Consider the following 18,168-nt stretch of genomic DNA (forward strand, 5'->3'; position numbering starts at 1 on the left):
CAGTTTGTCGAAATTGAAGTAACTACACCCGGAGCGGGCGTGGCAATGTCGCGCTGAATTAGGGGGTGGGGTCCTTGGAGATGGTCTCTACCGATCCCATGAAGGTCTTGAGCAGACCGTCAGCGCTGAACAGTGATCCCAGGCCCTGAACAACAGCGCCGAGAATTCCTTCCATTGAACCCATGTGAATCTCCTTGAGAGGTCAGAGGTCAGCTGCCGAAAGCACCCGACAGTGCTGTGACAGCTGCGTCACATCTGTAATGTATCCGTGACGTGGGTAACAGTAATCATACGAACGACCAGTTGGCAAAGGATTCCGACAATGGGGTCATTATTTCGACTAATAAGGTCTGCTACTGAAAAAATTCCGGCCAATCGGTCGAATTTGACCAATTCTGTCGCCGCATTGATCAACCGCCCCAAATCCTGCGGTTACCCACCAGTAAACTGAAATCATGTCTAGCGCAACCTCACTCACGCAGGTAGCTAATTTCCGGTGGCACCGCCATCAACTCGACCGAGCGGTTATCGGTGACGCCGATCACAGCGATTGCAGCATTCTCGATCTCGGGATTCAGAACACCGGACCTGACGGAGCCGCCTGGGCCCTGCGGATCCGCGGCGTCCGCGTCGACGCCACTGAGCTCGCTCTTGCCTGGACGTTGCGCGGAGCCCCCCACTATTACCGTCGGGGCGACCTGCCTGCCGTCGCCGCCGCCACGTCGCCGTTCAGCGAAGCCGATGCAGCCAAGCGCATTTACGACGCGAATCGGCCCCTGAAGGCCGCCGGCATCCCGACGCTGACTGCCCTGCAAACAGTTGCTGCTGCGATGCGGGACATCGTCTCGAAACCAACCGTCAAGGGCGAGATGTCCGCGCAGTTGACCAACCGAGTGACCGAGCCCTATCTGAGATTCTGCCGCCCGTGCAACGCCACTCATCTGTACGAGATGCCGTTCCGGCTCGCGGCACTCCAGGCAGGCCTCGAGCTACAGCCGGACACATCTCCCCCAGTGCTCGAACGCATTCCGGGTTGGCGCCGACGCCCATTCAGCGCCACGGGCGCAGACGCAGATTCCCGCTTCGACGTGATCCGGGGTTATCTGCGGTTCTACGGCCCCGCGACTCCTGCTCACGTCGCGTCGTTTCTCGATGCTCCGGTCAGGGACGTCAAAGCCCACTGGCCAATCGATGCCGAGGAGATCGAGGTGAACGGCGAGAAGCGGTGGATTCTCGAACAGGACCGCGAAGACTTGTTCGGCTCCCCCACCGATTCGAGTACGCGCTTGCTCGGGCCTTTCGATCCGTATGTACAGCTCAAGGATCGGGAGACCCTGGTTCCCGATCCGACCGCCCAGAAGACGGTGTGGCCGACCCTCGGGCGACCGGGCACGGTGGTGGTCGGTGGCACGATCACCGGATTGTGGCGACCACGAGCATCCGGAAAGAAGCTGAAGGTCGCGATCACCCCGTGGGGAACGTGGTCACGATCGGCCCGCGCAGCAGTGGCCGAGCAGGCCGAAATACTTGCCGAATTTCGCGGCGTCGAGCTCTCCGAACTGGTCGAAGTATCTTGATCGAGCCAGTGGCATCCGGATAATTCCAGCTCACACCCGCCCCGATTCGGAGAAGGAAACCCCCAACGATAACCTGAATGCGACCTTCGCACGCACCCTTGTTCAGGAGAGATGATGGCCGACTTCCTCTATGAGGACCTGTTGCCGATCGGTGATGACACCACCGAGTACCGATTGCTCACCACCGAAGGGGTGTCGACAGTCGAGGGACCGGACGGCCGCACCTTCCTGCAGGTCGAGCCGGAAGCGATGCGCTTGCTGACTGAAACGGCGCTGCACGACATCTCTCATTACCTGCGCACGGATCACCTGACGCAACTCGCGAGCATCCTCGACGATCCCGAAGCGTCGAACAACGACAAGTTCGTCGCGCTCGATCTGCTCAAGAACGCCAATATCGCCGCTGCCGGCGTTCTGCCGATGTGCCAGGACACCGGAACCGCCATCGTCATGGGCAAGCGTGGACAGCATGTGCTCACCCCCGGCGACGACGAGAAGTCCATTGCCCGCGGTGTCTACGACGCCTACACGCGTCTGAACCTGCGCTACTCGCAGAACGCCCCCATCACGATGTGGGACGAGAAGAACACTGGCAACAACTTGCCCGCGCAGATCGAGCTGTACGCCGATACTGCTGCCGGACATGAGAACTCGTACAAGTTCCTCTTCATGGCCAAGGGCGGCGGAAGCGCCAACAAGTCCTACCTGTACCAGGAAACCAAAGCGATCCTGAACCCCGACTCGATGATGCAGTTCCTCGAGGCGAAGATCCGCTCACTCGGCACCGCGGCCTGCCCGCCGTACCACCTCGCGATCGTCGTCGGCGGTACCTCGGCCGAGTTCGCGATGAAGACGGCCAAGTACGCGTCCGCGCACTACCTCGACGAATTGCCCACCGAAGGCGCCATCACGGGCCGCGGCTTCCGCGATCACGAACTCGAGAAGAAGGTCTTCGAGCTCACGCAGAAGATCGGCATCGGCGCACAGTTCGGCGGTAAGTACTTCTGCCACGACGTCCGCGTCGTTCGACTCCCCCGCCACGGCGCTTCGTTGCCCGTCGCCATTGCGGTGTCCTGCTCGGCAGATCGACAGGCGAAGGCCAAGATCACCCCGGAGGGCGTGTTCCTGGAACAGCTCGAATTCAACCCGGGCCGTTTCCTGCCCGAGGTCACGGACGCTCAGCTCGACGAAGAGACGGATGGCATTTCGGGTACCGGCAAGGGCGCTGCGGTCAAGATCGATCTGACCAAGCCGATGTCGGAGATCCTCGCCGAGCTCTCCAAGCACCCGGTGAAGACTCGTCTCTCCTTGACCGGTCCGCTCGTCGTGGCACGCGACATCGCGCACGCCAAGATCAAGGAACGCCTCGACGCAGGCGAAGAGATGCCGCAGTACCTCAAGGATCACCCGGTGTACTACGCCGGCCCCGCCAAGACGCCCGACGGTATGGCATCCGGTTCGTTCGGCCCGACCACGGCCGGCCGTATGGACTCGTACGTCGAGCAGTTCCAGGCCGCCGGTGGCTCGATGATCATGCTCGCCAAGGGAAACCGCTCCAAGCAGGTCACCGACGCCTGCAACTCGCACGGCGGTTTCTACCTCGGATCCATCGGTGGACCGGCCGCTCGCCTGGCGCTCGACTGCATCAAGAAGGTCGACATCCTCGAGTACGCCGAACTCGGGATGGAAGCCGTCTGGAAGATCGACGTCGAGGACTTCCCCGCCTTCATCGTCGTCGACGACAAGGGCAACGACTTCTTTGCGCACACCGGTGAAGTAACCCTGACGATCGGCAAGCGTCCAGGCCTGTAGACACGTCAACAGCAAAGAGCCCCGGCGAGTTTCGATCGCCGGGGCTCTTTTGTGTCTTTGTCAGGTCCAGAGCGCGGCCACGAAGACGGTCACGATCGACAACCCGCCGACGACGTGTACCAGATTCGGATTGGGCTGGCCCTTCTTCTGCTTCGCCCGGGTGATCTCGGCAAGCGCCACGATGACCAGCGAAAGCACCAGCTTCACAGCGATCTTCGCGTGAATGTAGTTCTTGTCCAGGGCGCCTTCGCCCAACCCGACGATGATCAGGCCGGACACGAACTGCATCCTGGCACCCCACACCATGACCTCGGTGATCGAAGGAGCCTTGAGGACGGTGAAGTAGCTACCGACCAGGGCAGCCATGCCGAGTAAGTGAATCACTACAAAGACGTTGTATAGAACAGACATACAAGCGCTTTAACTTGTACCTTGTTCTGGCCGAACGGAACTGCGACTTCTCTCAGAGAATTCCGGCTTCGGATGCGGCGGAACGATATTTTGCTGCCAAGGTGTCCACCGTCTCGTGTGCGTTGAGACCACTGGGATTGGGCACGATCCACAGTTTTGCCCCCTCGAAATCACGGTCCTGACGCCCGGCCTTCGCCTTCTTGTCACCGAAAGCTGTTCGATAGGCGGTGATCCCGGCGAAGGCAACGACTACTGGATTGGTTGCGCGCACGATGTTTCGGACCCGAACTCCGCCAGTTGCGAGTTCCTCCGACGTCAATTCATCGGCGCGCGCAGTTGCCCGCACCGCCAAATTGGTGATGCCCACTCCCCGATCGATCAGATGCTGTGTGTCAGCGTCCGACATACCCGCGGAAGGATCGATCGCATGCTCGATGATGCCTGCCCGCAGCAGTGCCGGATAGAACCGATTACCCGGTCTGGCGAAATGCGCGCCGGTCGCCGCCGTCCACAGTCCCGGGTTGATACCGACGAACAACAGCCGACAATCCGGCCCGATCAGATCCTCGATCTCGGCGTCTCGGAACGATTCCAGTTCGGCACGCGTGAATCCCATGCTGCCAGTACATCAGGCCGTCACGACAGTGCTTCGCGCACCTCGTCGATCGCGTCGTGCATCATCTGCTCGTACACATCGATGTCCGGAATCGAGGCCGGACTGCTGGTGATGCTGATCGTCACAGTGTCCCCGATCCCGTGTACGCCGTGGGTCAACGACATGACCGGCGACAAACTCGGGAAGCCCGCTGTGAACCGAACGACGCCGCCTCCGAGCACCAGATCCGCGTCACCACGCGCGACACTCGACACCACGGTGTTTCCAGTGACCTCGTCGGGTACTGCCGTGAAATCGTATTGCTGCACGCCCCAACGGACCAGCGGGCCGGGAACCGCGTTCAGCGCGAGATCCGACGCTGCGCTGGATGGATGGGACGCACGTGCGCGACGCTCGTCCATCGACTCCCTGATCAATTGGGCTCGCTCACGAAGATCATCGACTTCCGGGAACAGCCCGACACCTGCATTGCGGAAGTGATTGCGCGCCGTGGGTGTACCTGCCTTGGCGATGGTCACCTCAGCTCCCAATTCGGGCGGTACCGAGCCGTCTCGCTCGGTGAGGTAGTTCGCCATCGCTACCGAGATGGCTGTCATCGCTCCGACTGTGACGGATACGCCGTCGCCACGGAAATCGGCGCTGTCCCGCACGACCATGCGCACCAGTCGGTGCGGTCCGGGAGGGATGTTCGAGCGCACCTTCGGACGGCTCGCCGCCTGCGGCGCAACAACTCCCGATTCGGTGTCCGCCTGCAGCTGTAACTGCGCGCGGTGCCCCGCCCGGCCGTCGCGGAACAGCGAAACGAGTTGGCCCGGAAGGCGCAGGGCGGCGCGGCCCAGAATCTCGGCTGATCCGCTACGCCGCACGTCCGTCTTCTGCTTCGCGGGCGGTTGCGGCGAGAACAGTTGGCGAGCAATCGCCGACGCGCGTTTGCCGTCCGCCAGAGAATGAGCGACCTGCAGAACTGCGATCAGCGCCGGGCCACTGCAGCGCGGCACGCCGGTGACGCCGTGAAACAGGTGCAGCGTCCACGGGGACTCGCGCGGGTCGACGTGGTTCTCGAGTAGTTTCTCGATTCCGTGAATGCACGAGAGCCACGAGTTTTCGGGCAGCTCATGCACTCTCACCAAGGAGGCGTCGACCGGCATGGGCTCCCACACCGGATAGTCGAGGTGCCACGGCGATTCACGAATCCGAACATTGAGATCCGGAATGAGCGACGCTCTTTCCACCACCGAGCGTCGTAGCTCGTCCATGTGCTGGCTCTGCCCGTCGAAACAGTAGAGCAGCAGCTGATCGTTCGGGATCTTCTCCGAAATCCAGAAGGTTTGGGCATCGGTGGGCGTCATCCGTAACACCGGGAGACGGTACCACCGGCTTGTCAGCTCTTTTCTGCAGCAGCTTTCAGCTGGGACAGGCCCTTCTCGAAATCCTTTCCGACAAGCTTGTCCATGCTGAAGATGAAACCGAAGATCTTGAAGAACAGATTCTTCTTTCCGGTCATCTTCCACGTCACCTGAACTTCACCGGAATTCGGCGAGATGAGAAACGTGGTGACGTTCTGCGCCTTGAACGGCTTGAGGAAGGCCAGGTCCAAAACTACTCGTTCATTCGGGACGGATTCGGTGATCACCATCGAACCGGAGCCCGCCTTCTTGTTTCCCGCCGAGGCGTACGAAGCCCCGACGCCCGCGTCAGGCCCCGCGTACGTCCGCTGCATCGCCGGGTCGAGACCTTCCCACGGCGACCACTGAGTCCACTGATGGAAATCGTTGATCAACGCGAAGACGACCGGTGCTTCTGCCTTGACGATCTTCGTACGTTCTACCAGGAATTCGTTGGAATTCTGCGAAGCCATCGTCGATCTCCAATTCTCGGGCGTGACAAGTGTTCGGAATTATCCACGGTCGACGAGATCGGAGCGAGTCGACACTCAGTCCCGCAGGCACAGGCAGAAATAGTGACCGACCGGGTCGCGGTACACGCGGAAAGTCTGATGCTCCGGAATGTCGGTCACCCGCTGCGCTCCAAGGTTCGTCACCCAAGCCTCGGCGGGGTCGAGAGAATCCACGAACAGATCCAGATGGATCCCGACACCGGAGGTCGGCCAGTCCACCGGAACGAAATCCGGAGCGAGCTGAAACGCGAGCCGCTCCCCGCCGGGTCCTTCGATCACGTGCCAATCATCCTCGTCGCGAACACTTTTCCACTCGAGGACCTGGACGTAGAAGTTGGCCAATGCAGCCGGATCCGGGCAGTCCAGGACTGCGTAGTCCATACCGATGTTCGGGCCCGTCACTGTGCCTTCTTCTCCTGAACTTTCTTACGCACGAACAACAACGGAAGAACCAGCGTCGCAACGGCGGTTACCAGCCACACGACGACGGTTCCCAGAATCCACGTCGAGACACCGGAGATCGACAGATTGGAGAAGAGCGACGCCACCAACAGCGCGACAAATGTCGACACCAATCCGATTCCGCCGAGAAATGCCGGTGCATGGCGCTTTGCCACCGTGGCGATGAACGGCGCCAGGACCGACTGCGCAATCGCAAAGATCACGACCGCAACGATGAATCCGGATGTGGGCGCCGAGAAGCCGGAAAGAATCAACGACGCAACTAGAAGCCCGACAGCGGCAGAACCCAGGAAGATCGCGGCGCGAATCAGGAAGCTGATCATTTGTTGATCCTATATGTCGGATATCGAGGAGAACAGATATTCACAATCCCAGAGATTCCTGCACCTCTCGCAATGTCCGGGCAGAAGATCGGAGCCCCGAAGCCTCCTTTTCCGATAGCGGCACTTCGAGGACTCGGCCGGCACCAGCACGACCAACCATCGTGGGAAGGGACAGGCAAACGTGCTCGAGTCCGTGGACGCCGCTCTGCAAAGTCGACACCGGCAGAACCCGTTGTTCGTCCCGCAACACGACTTCCGCGATGAATGCGCTCGACAATCCGATGGCGAGGTTGGTCGCACCCTTACCCTCGATGATCTCGTAAGCACTCTCGACTACAGACTTCGCTACTTTCGCGCGTAGGTCGGGGCCGAGGACGCCACCCGACGGTCCCACGAACGAGGTTGCCGGCACTCCGCCGATGGTTGCGCTCGACCAGAGCGGAATCTCGGAATCCCCATGCTCGCCCACGATGAAGGCATGAACGTTCTCCACCGCGACTCCGAGTTCGGTAGCCAGCAGGAATCGCAATCGGGCCGTGTCCAGCACGGTCCCAGATCCGAAAATTCGGCCGCGGTACGACGGTCCCGCGGCCTGGATCGCTGCGTAGGTCGCCACGTCGACCGGGTTGGTGACGAAGAGTAGAACCGCGTCCGGTGACACCGCCAACAGTTGTTCGGTCAGTGTCTGCGCGATCTTGACGTTCACCGCGGCAAGTTCGAGCCGCGACTGACCGGGATGCTGTTTGGCGCCCGCGGTGACGACGACCAAGTCGGATCCCGCGGTGACCGAGATGTCATCGCCTCCGTCGACAGTGCACGGCGGTGTGAACTGGGTGCCGTGGTTGAGATCGAGAACTTCGGCCCGGACCTTTGCGCTGTTGGTGTCGTAGAGGGCGAGCGCGTCGGCCGATCCGCGTATCAGGCACGCATACGCAATTGCGGTGCCGACGCTTCCCGCACCGACAACGGACACTTTTCGTCTGGATGAACGATTCGGCGTCGTCATGGGTAAATGGTGCTCGCTCGATAACGATTTCGCAGTACAACGGATTGCCAGTCTCTTCTCAGGGTTTGGATGCAGACCTCTCAGAATCGACGTGGATGATCGCTGACATGGCTGAGGTAACCGTTCTTGCAGTTGGCGGCACCGGCGAATCCCACGTTGGCGACGACAGCGCCCGCGTGCTCGGACTCCTCAGCGCCGTCACCGACGAACTCGACAGTCGATTCGATTCTCGCTGGGTCGCTTATCCCGCATCGTACGGTCCGGTCGCCGACGGTGGCCTGAGCTTTCGGCACAGCACCGCGATGGGTGTGAAGGCCCTCACCGCCGAAATCGCACAGACAGACGGCCCGGTCATGCTGATCGGATACTCACAGGGATGCACCGTGATCCGCTCGGCTCTTCCGACGCTGAACCGCGCCAACGTCATCGGAGTCGGACTGATCTCCGATCCTCAACAACCGGCAGGCGTGATCGAAGGTTGTGAGGGACACGGAGTTGCCGGCGACGGACCCGAGATCCAGCCGTGGATTCCGGTCAAGTGGATCGGGCACCCGCAGGACATGATCTGTAATGCCAGCGACGACAGCTACATTCGCGACATCGCAGACTTGACGCGCTGGATGTCCTTCTCGCAGGCACGCGTGTGGGCAGGAAAGGTTTGGGAACTACTTCGTAGCAATGCTTTCCAGAATGCGCAGAAGACTCGTTTCAGTCCCAAACAGTGGCGTACCGATCTACGACGTATTCGCACCGCGTTCCTCGAAGTACTTGGTTACCTGCCGACGAAGTTGAACCTGAACCGATTTCAGCTCAAGAACCCTCGCGGCGGTAGACACATCAGCTACGCGATCGAACCTCTCGACGAGAGCGGACTGACCGGGTGTGAGCTTCTGGCGTCGTGGATGAAGGTCCACGCGAGCGGCGTCGGGCAGCGCATTCACGCGGCCTGACCTTTACCGTTAGTTTACCTAACGAACCCCGGCGAGCCATTCGACGCCTCTACGTTCCTTTCATGCAACTGAGCAGAATATTGTCGTGTGCCGCCGTGACCGTCGCACTCCCCCTCACCGCCCTGGCGGCCCCGGCCGGCGCATCGCCAACCGGCAGTCTCGACTGGTCCGGTTCGTTCGGTAGTTCAGCACCCCAGCCGGTTTCGACGTTCGACGTCCAAGCCCACCGCGGCGGGCTCGGCCTGTACACGGAAAGCAGCCTGGCCGCGTTCGCGAATGCCCTCGAAATGGGCGTCAGCACACTGGAACTCGATACCCAGATCACCGAGGACGGGATCGCTGTCGTCACGCACGATCGCAAGATCTCGAACAAGAAATGCCTCGACACCGAGCCCGCCACTACCGGCGACCCGGAGTTCCCGTACGTCGGCAAATTCGTCAACAAGCTCAGCCTGCAACAGATCAAGACCATGGACTGCGGCACGCTCCCCCTTGCCGGATACCCTGAGCAGCAAAATGTTCCGGGAGCGAAAATGCAGACACTCGAAGAAGTGCTCGCTCTGGTGAAGTCGTACAACGCACCCGGAATCAAGCTCAACATCGAGACCAAGGTGGAAGCGGGAGCACCTCACGAGACCGCCCCGCGTGAGCAGTTCGTCTCTGTTGTTCTCGACACGATCCGGGCAGCCGGATTGTTGGACAGCGTCACCATTCAGAGCTTCGACTGGGGCTCACTCATGCTCACCCGTCAGCTCGCGCCGAGTGTGCCTGTCGTCGCGCTCACCAATGGCGACTTTCTCCAGGTAGGCAAGGACGGAGCATCACCGTGGCTCGGCGGTCTGGACATCGATGATTTCGGTGGCGACGGCATCGCTGCGGTGGCAACCTTTGGTGCCTCCGCCTACTCCCCTGTCCAAGGAACTCCGCAGGGCGGAAAGGTCGCGGATCCCGGTTTCACCCTCTATCCGACAGCCGACATGATCGCGAGCGCACATGCGCGTGGCATGAAGGTCATCCCGTGGACCGTCGATGATCCGGCCACCATGCACGCCCTGATCGACCTCGGTGTCGACGGGATCATCACCGACTACCCCGATCGTCTCCGAGCCGTTCTGGCCGAGCGAGGCATGCCACTACCTGCACCTGCGGTCAAGAAGTAGCCTCCACCGCGCGCCGAAGCAGGTACCTGAACAGGTACTACGGCCGATGTCCCCGGGGTCCCGTCGGCCGCATCCTGGACAGGTACTTGCTCGGGTGATCGGAGGTGAATTCTGATGATGTCTTTGAAGGATCAACTGGACAACTGCGAATACCTACTTGCCGACGCGGAAATGGCCGGCGACTGGAATGCTGTCCGGCGATTCAGGGAATACCGGCTCAGGCTCGTTCGACAACTGTGCAGGCAAAGGGCCGCCGGCCTCTGCGCCTAGAGGCCCGACCTCAACCGTATCTGAGCTGGTCCCTCTGGGCGGTTACGATCCGCCGTCGCCCGAGTCACAGTCGGGTGCTCTCACCAATTGAGCTACAGAAGGTATGGCCCGCAGTGCTTTTCGACTGCGATCTTTCTCTGCCGAACCATACGGGCCCGCATCTCGTCCGCGCTACTGATTTTCGAGTAGACGATCTACACCGACCACCGCTGTGAGTTCGGTTTCCGCGTCCCCGCGGGGACGTCCCCGTCGAGGCCACACCGAATCACCGCTGACCAGTAGTCGATGGGATGATGACCTGCGTGTCCATGTCCCCACCGCTGCCCGTCAAGAACGGGGTTGGCCCGACGCGCCTACGCATCCCGCTCTCTGGGCCGTGGGCGACGATCGCCGAGTACGTCGTAGCCAAGTTCGACCATCTGGACGCCGAGAACCTGTATCGGCGGTTCGACGACGGCGAGTTCGTAGATACCGACGGCCACTCGATCTGCCTGAACACAGAACTCAGCGCGCACCGGTTCGTCTGGTACTACCGTGAGTTGCCGGCGGAGGACCCGGTGCCGTTCCACGAGGAGATCCTGCACACCGACGACGATCTCGTCGTCATCGACAAGCCACATTTTCTCCCGACCACTCCGAGCGGGCGATACCTGCGTGAGTCGGCGCTCATCCGCCTGCGGGTTCGTCTCGACAACCCAGATCTGACCCCGATCCATCGACTCGACCGCGGCACCGCAGGGGTGGTGATGTTCTCGGCCCGCCCCGCGACGCGCGGCGCGTACCAGTCACTGTTCGAGAAGCGTCAGGTCACGAAGGTTTACGAGGCGGTGTCGGCGCGACCGACCCGGCGGGGCCGGGATGCACCAGCGCTCGACGTCCCTCTCGTTTACCGCAACCACATCGAAGCTCGACGCGGCGAGTTGCGAGTCGTCGTCGACGACAGCCGTGAACCCAACTCCGAGACCATGATCGAGGCGCGAGGGATGGGCGTGAGTGCCTCCGGACGTGCTGTGCTGCACACGGTTCTACGTCCGCAGTCCGGACGGATGCACCAGTTGCGGGTGCATTTGGCAGCTCTCGGCGCCGGGATCCTGGGCGACCGGCGATACCCCGACCTGCTTCCCGACGCGCCGGACGATCATTCCCTCCCACTCCAATTGCTCGCGAGGGAACTCGAATTCACCGACCCGTTGTCGGGGAAAGCGCGGCGGTTCGTCACCCGTCGGACGCTCAGCGAGATGCCCGTGGGGTGACGACCAGAAGCCGCGGATTTAGACGTTGAAGCGGAACTCCACCACATCGCCGTCGGCCATGACGTATTCCTTGCCCTCCATGCGGACCTTGCCGGCAGCCTTGGCTGCGGCCATGGAACCGGCCTCGACGAGGTCGTCGAAGGACACGATTTCAGCCTTGATGAAGCCACGCTCGAAGTCGGTGTGAATGACGCCGGCAGCCTGGGGCGCGGTGTCACCCTTGTGGATCGTCCAGGCGCGAGCTTCCTTCGGACCAGCCGTCAGGTAGGTCTGCAGCCCGAGAGTGTGGAAGCCGGTGCGCGCGAGGGCATGCAGGCCCGGCTCGGTCTGACCGATCGAGTCGAGCATTTCCTGGCGGTCTTCCTCGTCCAGCTCGAGCAGTTCCTGCTCGACCTTCGCGTCGAGGAACACGGCGTCGGCCGGGGCGACGGAAGCGCGCAGTTCCGCGACCTTCGCTTCGTCGGTGAGCACCGACTCGTCGGCGTTGAAGACGTACAGGAAGGGCTTGGTGGTGAGCAGGCTCAGCTCACGCAGCAACGAGAAATCGAGCTTGTCCTTGACGCTGAAGAGCGTCGTGCCCTCGTTGAGGAAGGCCTGAGCCTTGAGCGCCTCGTCGTGGGCTGGCTTGAGCTCCTTGTTCTTGCGAGCTTCCTTGTCCAGACGCGGGAGAGCCTTCTCCAAGGTCTGCATGTCGGCGATCACGAGCTCGGTCTCGATGACCTCGATGTCCGAGGCCGGGTCGACCTTGCCGTCGACGTGGATGACGTCGTCGTCGGCGAAGACGCGAACTACCTGGCAGATGGCGTCCGCTTCACGGATGTTGGCCAGGAACTTATTACCCAGGCCTGCGCCCTCGGACGCGCCCTTGACGATGCCGGCAATGTCGACGAACGACACGGTCGCAGGGAGGATGCGCTCGGAGCCGAAGATCTCGGCGAGCTTCTGCAGCCGCGGATCGGGCAGCTCGACCAGACCGACGTTGGGTTCGATGGTCGCGAACGGGTAGTTCGCTGCCAACACGTCGTTGTTGGTCAGTGCATTGAAAAGGGTGGACTTGCCGACGTTGGGCAGTCCGACGATTCCGAGGGTAAGGCTCACGGTCTGTGGATTCTACGGCCTCGCGGCGACGTGACGGGTACTCGCCCCACCGTCACGTCGCGGCAGGTGATCAGTTGTAGGTATACGAATCGACGGATGACACGATCGCAACCAGGAAGATGACGTAGAACGCGATGAACAGCACCCAGCAGATGACGGCTATGAGGAGCGAAATCTGCCCGAGCTTCTTCACCCGCTCGGACGCGTACTGCGCGCCCTGGTGATCGCCCATCGCCCACTTCGGGTAGATGTCGTGGAGATGGTTGAACGCGGCGAACGCGATAGGCCAGAAGAAGATGATCGACGCGACGGCCCATCCCGCGTTGGACTTCGGCGGACCGTACTGAGGCGCCGCGTACGTGGGAGCAGCGCTGTACTGCTGGGCTGCGCTGTACTGCTGACCGGTCGGATACTGCTGTCCGGCTGAGTACTGCGGGTCGGTTGGGTACTGCTGGCCCGTCGGATATTCCTGGCCTGCTGAATATTGCTGACCGGCTGAATACTGCTGGCCTGCCGGATACTGCTGCTCCTTCGGATCCTGCGGGTCGGTCGGATATTGCGGTTCGGTCATCATTCCCCCAAAGAGTCGGATTCGGTTCTCTATCGCAGAACCTAGTGGAGACTTACCGCTGCCGTGTCACAGTGAGCGCCTACGCTCTCGAGGTGACTCGGATGCTGATCGTGCTCTTGATATGGATAGTGGGTCTCGGCACCGCCGCGCTCGCAATTGTCGCCTCGCCCGGATGGTGGGTGATCGCTGTCGTCACACTCGCGCTGGCGGCCATGGGCACCTACGACCTCACTCAGAAGTCCCACAGCATCCTCCGTAACTATCCGGTCCTGGGGCACGCGCGATTCCTCCTCGAGAAAATTCGACCGGAGATCCAGCAGTACTTCGTCGAATCATCCACCGATGGAATGCCATTCGATCGCGAAACGCGAGATCTGGTTTACGAGCGGGCAAAAGGAACACTGGCGGAAGAGCCCTTCGGGACCGAGCGCGACGTCAATGCGATCGGCTACGAGTTCATGACGCATTCGATTCGCGCACGGACCGCCCCCGACACCGTTCCCCGAGTTCGCCTCGGCGGACGCGATTGCACGAAGCCGTACGACATCGCTCTCCTGAACGTCTCCGCGATGAGCTTCGGGTCGTTGTCCGCCAACGCAATCGAGGCCCTCAACGCCGGCGCAGCCAAAGGCGGCTTCGCTCACGACACGGGCGAAGGCGCGATCAGTCCGTATCACCGCAAACACGGCGGCGATCTGATCTGGGAAATCGCCTCGGGATACTTCGGATGCCGGACCGAGGACGGCCGATTCGATCCTGACCGTTTTGCCGAGCGCGCAGGCTCCGACCAGGTGAAGGCCATTTCGATCAAGCTCTCGCAAGGTGCGAAACCCGGGTTGGGTGGCGCGCTTCCCGGAGTCAAGGTCTCCCCCGAAATCGCCGAAACCCGCGGGGTACCCGTCGGCCAGACCGTGATTTCGCCACCCGCGCACACCGCGTTCAGCACCCCGGTCGAACTGGTCGATTTCATCGCGACCCTGCGAAAACTGTCGGGAGGCAAGCCGGTCGGGATGAAACTGTGTGTCGGCTCGCGTCGTGAATTCCTCGGAATCTGCAAGGCGATGATCGAACGCGGCATCACGCCCGACTTCATCATCGTGGACGGTTCCGAAGGCGGCACCGGCGCAGGTCCGGTGGAGTTCGAGGACCACATGGGCATGCCGTTGACCGAGGGCCTGATGCTGGTGCACAACGCTCTGGTGGGAACTGGTTTGCGCCCTCTCGTGAAAGTCGGCGCTTCCGGAAAGGTGGCGAGCGGTTCCGACATCGTCAAACGCATCATCCAGGGCGCAGACTTCACGATGGCGGCCCGCGCAATGATGTTCGCAGTGGGCTGTATTCAGGCCCAGATGTGTCACACCAACCGCTGCCCGGTCGGCGTTGCCACTCAGGATCCGGCACGCACCCGCGCACTCGACATCCCCGACAAGAGCGAGCGCGTCTACCGATTCCAGAAGGCAACCGTCGCCAGCGCGCAACAGATGATCGCGTCGATGGGCATCGATTCCTTCGACCAACTGCAACCGGGAATGCTCAACCGCCGCGTCGACGGTCTCACCACTCGCACCTATGCCGACCTGTTCGACTGGCTGATGCCGGGCGAACTGCTCGACTCCCCGCCGCAGAGCTGGCTCACCGATTGGATCGACGCCGACGCTCACCGATTCTGACGTCGGTCGACTCCCGCGTTTCAGATCGCGCGGATTCACCCTTCTGGTCCTACAGTGACAGATGGCCCGCTGTGACGGCGGCCACACGTGCACTAGTGGACGGAGTTCGACGATGAGCTTGACGACTGCGCCGGAACCAAATGTCGAGTACCTGAAAACCGATCCTGACCTGCCACCTGTCGGCGTCATCGACAAAACACCCATCTCCACGACTGCGCGCGTCGTCTTCCTTGTTCTCGGACTGGTCGGCGCGGGCGCCTGGTACATGATTGCGATCGTCCGCGGTGAACACATCAGTGCCGTCTGGTTCGTGTTGGCCGCAATTTGCACTTATCTGATTGCCTACCGCTTCTATGCGCGGTTGATCGAACGCAAGATCGTCAAACCCCGCGACGACGTCGCCACTCCCGCCGAGATCATGGAGAACGGCGCCGACTACATGCCGACCGACCGTCGGGTGCTGTTCGGTCACCACTTCGCGGCAATCGCCGGTGCCGGCCCCCTGGTCGGACCCGTGTTGGCCGCACAGATGGGATATCTTCCGGGAACGATCTGGATCATCGTCGGCGTCGTGTTCGCCGGGGCGGTGCAGGACTTCATGGTCCTGTGGATCTCGTCGAAGCGCCGCGGGCGCAGCCTCGGTCAGATGGCCCGCGAAGAACTCGGCCTCGTCGGCGGCGTCGCCGCACTGATCGGCGTGTTCGTCATCATGATCATCCTCATCGCGGTGCTCGGACTTGTGGTCGTCAATGCGCTCGCCGAGTCCCCGTGGGGAGTGTTCTCGATCGCGATGACCATCCCCATCGCGCTGTTCATGGGCGTGTACCTGCGGTATCTGCGGCCGGGCAAGGTTTCCGAGGTCTCCCTGATCGGCGTCGTCCTGCTTCTCCTTGCCATCGTCTCCGGCGGATGGGTTGCCGATACCGGTTGGGGCGCAGACTGGTTCACACTCTCGAAGGTCACCATCGCGTGGCTGATGATCGCGTACGGATTCGCCGCATCGGTGCTGCCGGTCTGGCTGCTCCTGGCACCGCGCGACTACCTGTCGACGTTCATGAAGGTCGGCACCATCGCGCTGCTGGCCATCGGAATTCTGGTCGCACGACCCGCGCTGAACATGCCGGCAGTGACGCCGTTCGCCTCCAACGGCGAAGGCCCGGCCTTTGCCGGTTCACTGTTCCCGTTCCTGTTCATCACCATTGCCTGTGGCGCACTCTCGGGCTTCCACGCACTGATCGCGTCCGGTACGACGCCAAAGCTGCTCGAGAAGGAAAGCCAGACCAAGATGATCGGGTACGGCGGCATGCTGACCGAATCGTTTGTCGCGATCATGGCTCTGGTCACCGCCTGCATCCTCGATCAGCACCTGTACTTCGCACTCAACGCTCCCGCGGCACTGACCGGTGGAACACCGGAAACCGCAGCCGAATACGTCAACAATCTGCCCCTCGGCACTGCCCCCATCACACCGGACGTGCTGACTCAGGCAGCCGAGGCCGTCGGCGAAGAATCGATCATCTCGCGAACCGGCGGCGCCCCGACGCTCGCGTTCGGAATGTCCGAAGTGCTCAGCGACGTCTTCGGCGGCGACTCGCTGAAATCGTTCTGGTACCACTTCGCGATCATGTTCGAGGCGCTCTTCATCCTCACCACGATCGATGCCGGCACCCGCGTCGCTCGATTCATGCTCTCCGACTCGCTCGGCAACTTCGGCGGTCCGGCAAAGAAGTTCAAGGACCCGTCGTGGCGCATCGGCGCGTGGCTGTGCTCGCTGATCGTCGTCGCTGCCTGGGGTGCGATTCTGCTCATGGGTGTCACCGATCCGCTGGGCGGAATCAACACACTCTTCCCGCTCTTCGGCATCGCCAACCAGCTACTCGCCGCGATCGCACTGACGGTGGTCATGACGATCGTCATGAAGAAGGGCCTGTTCAAATGGGCCTGGATTCCCGGCGTGCCGCTGGTGTGGGACCTGGTCGTAACCATGACCGCGTCGTACCAGAAGATCTTCTCCGACAACCCCGCGATCGGGTACTGGGCTCAGCACAACGTGTTCAAGGACGCGAAGGCTGCCGGCGAGACGGCGCACGGTTCCGCGAAGACTCCGGAGGCCATCGATGCCGTCATTCGCAACACCTTCATCCAGGGCACGTTGTCGATCATCTTCGCGTCACTGGTGATCGTCGTGGTCATCGCCGGGATCATCGTATGTGCCAAGGCAATCCGAGCGGGCGGGCTGCCGACCACCGAGTCCCCGGAAGAACCGTCGAAAATCTTCGGACCCGCCAGCTTCATTCCGACGCCCGCGGAGAAGGAAATCCAGAAAGAATGGGACGAGCTGATCAAAGCCGGGAAAGTCCGGGCGCCCGGCGCCGCACACGGAGGTGGGCACTGACCATGACGACGGCGACCATGACGGCAAAACTCACCACAGCGTTCCGCGGAACGCTGTGGTGGGTTCGCTCGGTGATGGGTGATCTCGACTATCAGCGCTACGTCGAGCACACCCGACGCCACCACGCCGACTCACCGGTGATCAGCGAACGAGAGTTCTGGCGCCGCCGACACGCAGCAGCCGACGCCAACCCAGGCGCCCGCTGCTGCTGAATCCGGTCAGGGGCAGGTGGCCTTCGCGAGTTCGTAAATGTGGCCGGCCTGCTCGTCGGTGGGCTTGTTGCCGTTGTTCTCGGCCAGGTCGGTGATCTTGGTCTTGACCTCCGCCTCGTCCGTGCCGTTGGCGACCTCGGTACACGTGGTCGTCAAGATCTCCTCGATGTCTGCGTCGTCGCGGTTCTCCGCCAACGGTGCGTAAGCCCCACGGAACGTGGCGACGAACAGCGCCGTCTTGCCCTGATCGATGGCGTTGCCCGCTGACTGTTTCGCCGTCTCGAGCGCCTGTTGCCCGCTCGTGACTGCCTCGCTGATCTTGTTCTGCGCGTTGTCCTGATCCTCGGTGCTACACGCGGTGAGCCCGAGAACGACGATTGCTGCTGCCCCGACTGCTGCTGCGATTCTCATGACGGAAATGTTAGTCCGATCAGCATGCTTCAAAACACAGTATTGCAGCGCAACACACGAGTTATCGCATGCAG

The 18,168-nt window shown here is 61.8% G+C and carries 19 protein-coding genes and 1 tRNA gene; 8 read left to right on the top strand and 12 right to left on the bottom strand.

Translation table 11 applies throughout. The features are described 5' to 3' along the window. Window positions 1–58 precede the first annotated feature (58 nt). Window positions 59–184 carry a hypothetical protein gene (locus ACVZUB_RS20865; RefSeq protein WP_019744544.1) on the bottom strand — a complete coding sequence of 42 codons (126 nt, stop codon included), beginning with the start codon at window positions 182–184 and terminating at the stop codon, window positions 59–61. A 271-nt stretch (window positions 185–455) separates the two neighbouring features. Between ACVZUB_RS20865 and ACVZUB_RS20870 the strand changes: the two genes are divergently transcribed. Both ACVZUB_RS20870 and ACVZUB_RS20875 read left to right on the top strand, forming a co-directional pair. Then, the gene (locus ACVZUB_RS20870) at window positions 456–1,577 is read left to right on the top strand and encodes a winged helix DNA-binding domain-containing protein (RefSeq protein ID WP_058037412.1); all 1,122 of its coding nucleotides are present in this window, start codon (window positions 456–458) and stop codon (window positions 1,575–1,577) included. A gap of 114 nt (window positions 1,578–1,691) precedes the next feature. Then, on the top strand, window positions 1,692–3,389 hold the full coding sequence (locus tag ACVZUB_RS20875; RefSeq protein WP_007726313.1) for a fumarate hydratase: 1,698 nt from the start codon (window positions 1,692–1,694) through the stop codon (window positions 3,387–3,389). A gap of 60 nt (window positions 3,390–3,449) precedes the next feature. On the opposite strand, the gene ACVZUB_RS20880 is transcribed toward ACVZUB_RS20875, so the two are convergent. From ACVZUB_RS20880 to ACVZUB_RS20910, 7 genes are all read right to left on the bottom strand, one after another. Beyond that, on the bottom strand, window positions 3,450–3,800 hold the full coding sequence (locus ACVZUB_RS20880) for a hypothetical protein (protein ID WP_003945214.1): 351 nt from the start codon (window positions 3,798–3,800) through the stop codon (window positions 3,450–3,452). A gap of 52 nt (window positions 3,801–3,852) precedes the next feature. Beyond that, window positions 3,853–4,416 carry a mismatch-specific DNA-glycosylase gene (locus tag ACVZUB_RS20885; RefSeq protein ID WP_003945221.1) on the bottom strand — a complete coding sequence of 188 codons (564 nt, stop codon included), beginning with the start codon at window positions 4,414–4,416 and terminating at the stop codon, window positions 3,853–3,855. 20 nt (window positions 4,417–4,436) lie between these two features. Beyond that, window positions 4,437–5,765, bottom strand: coding sequence for a WS/DGAT domain-containing protein (locus ACVZUB_RS20890; RefSeq protein WP_030536239.1), 1,329 nt, complete (start codon window positions 5,763–5,765; stop codon window positions 4,437–4,439). Between the two features lie 32 nt (window positions 5,766–5,797). Then, window positions 5,798–6,274 carry an SRPBCC family protein gene (locus ACVZUB_RS20895; protein ID WP_482627722.1) on the bottom strand — a complete coding sequence of 159 codons (477 nt, stop codon included), beginning with the start codon at window positions 6,272–6,274 and terminating at the stop codon, window positions 5,798–5,800. A 75-nt stretch (window positions 6,275–6,349) separates the two neighbouring features. Next, window positions 6,350–6,715, bottom strand: coding sequence for a VOC family protein (locus ACVZUB_RS20900; RefSeq protein WP_482627723.1), 366 nt, complete (start codon window positions 6,713–6,715; stop codon window positions 6,350–6,352). After that, window positions 6,712–7,098 (bottom strand): phage holin family protein, encoded by a 387-nt coding sequence (locus ACVZUB_RS20905; protein WP_003945275.1) that lies wholly within the window; start codon window positions 7,096–7,098, stop codon window positions 6,712–6,714. The genes ACVZUB_RS20900 and ACVZUB_RS20905 overlap by 4 nt, the downstream gene beginning before the upstream one ends. 40 nt (window positions 7,099–7,138) lie before the next feature. After that, on the bottom strand, window positions 7,139–8,104 hold the full coding sequence (locus tag ACVZUB_RS20910; RefSeq protein ID WP_039972672.1) for an L-lactate dehydrogenase: 966 nt from the start codon (window positions 8,102–8,104) through the stop codon (window positions 7,139–7,141). Between the two features lie 107 nt (window positions 8,105–8,211). Between ACVZUB_RS20910 and ACVZUB_RS20915 the strand changes: the two genes are divergently transcribed. Then, window positions 8,212–9,054: a PE-PPE domain-containing protein gene (locus ACVZUB_RS20915; protein WP_482627724.1), complete on the top strand. Its 843-nt coding sequence runs from the start codon at window positions 8,212–8,214 to the stop codon at window positions 9,052–9,054. A gap of 62 nt (window positions 9,055–9,116) precedes the next feature. Further along, on the top strand, window positions 9,117–10,214 hold the full coding sequence (locus tag ACVZUB_RS20920; protein WP_482627725.1) for a glycerophosphodiester phosphodiesterase family protein: 1,098 nt from the start codon (window positions 9,117–9,119) through the stop codon (window positions 10,212–10,214). A gap of 296 nt (window positions 10,215–10,510) precedes the next feature. Here the strand turns inward: ACVZUB_RS20920 and ACVZUB_RS20925 are convergent. Continuing rightward, window positions 10,511–10,586: transfer RNA gene (locus tag ACVZUB_RS20925), tRNA-His, on the bottom strand. Between the two features lie 188 nt (window positions 10,587–10,774). Here ACVZUB_RS20925 and ACVZUB_RS20930 point away from each other — a divergent pair. Beyond that, window positions 10,775–11,737: a pseudouridine synthase gene (locus ACVZUB_RS20930; RefSeq protein WP_125051657.1), complete on the top strand. Its 963-nt coding sequence runs from the start codon at window positions 10,775–10,777 to the stop codon at window positions 11,735–11,737. 18 nt (window positions 11,738–11,755) lie between these two features. Here ACVZUB_RS20930 and ychF read toward each other — a convergent pair whose 3' ends face one another. Both ychF and ACVZUB_RS20940 read right to left on the bottom strand, forming a co-directional pair. Next, on the bottom strand, window positions 11,756–12,835 hold the full coding sequence (ychF, locus tag ACVZUB_RS20935) for a redox-regulated ATPase YchF (protein WP_030536245.1): 1,080 nt from the start codon (window positions 12,833–12,835) through the stop codon (window positions 11,756–11,758). Window positions 12,836–12,905: 70 nt separating this feature from the next. Then, on the bottom strand, window positions 12,906–13,409 hold the full coding sequence (locus ACVZUB_RS20940) for a CD225/dispanin family protein (RefSeq protein WP_030536246.1): 504 nt from the start codon (window positions 13,407–13,409) through the stop codon (window positions 12,906–12,908). 89 nt (window positions 13,410–13,498) lie between these two features. Between ACVZUB_RS20940 and ACVZUB_RS20945 the strand changes: the two genes are divergently transcribed. The 3 genes from ACVZUB_RS20945 to ACVZUB_RS20955 all read left to right on the top strand — a co-directional run bounded on the left by ACVZUB_RS20945 (window position 13,499) and on the right by ACVZUB_RS20955 (window position 17,683). Further along, window positions 13,499–15,076, top strand: coding sequence for an FMN-binding glutamate synthase family protein (locus tag ACVZUB_RS20945; protein ID WP_482628545.1), 1,578 nt, complete (start codon window positions 13,499–13,501; stop codon window positions 15,074–15,076). Between the two features lie 112 nt (window positions 15,077–15,188). Further along, entirely contained in the window at window positions 15,189–17,471 is a 2,283-nt protein-coding gene (locus tag ACVZUB_RS20950) for a carbon starvation CstA family protein (RefSeq protein ID WP_007726338.1), read from the top strand. A 2-nt stretch (window positions 17,472–17,473) separates the two neighbouring features. Next, window positions 17,474–17,683: a YbdD/YjiX family protein gene (locus ACVZUB_RS20955; protein WP_003945213.1), complete on the top strand. Its 210-nt coding sequence runs from the start codon at window positions 17,474–17,476 to the stop codon at window positions 17,681–17,683. Between the two features lie 6 nt (window positions 17,684–17,689). On the opposite strand, the gene ACVZUB_RS20960 is transcribed toward ACVZUB_RS20955, so the two are convergent. Continuing rightward, on the bottom strand, window positions 17,690–18,094 hold the full coding sequence (locus tag ACVZUB_RS20960; RefSeq protein ID WP_003945253.1) for a hypothetical protein: 405 nt from the start codon (window positions 18,092–18,094) through the stop codon (window positions 17,690–17,692). Window positions 18,095–18,168: the final 74 nt, after the last annotated feature.

It is taken from the genome of Rhodococcus sp. OS5 (assembly GCF_056837585.1).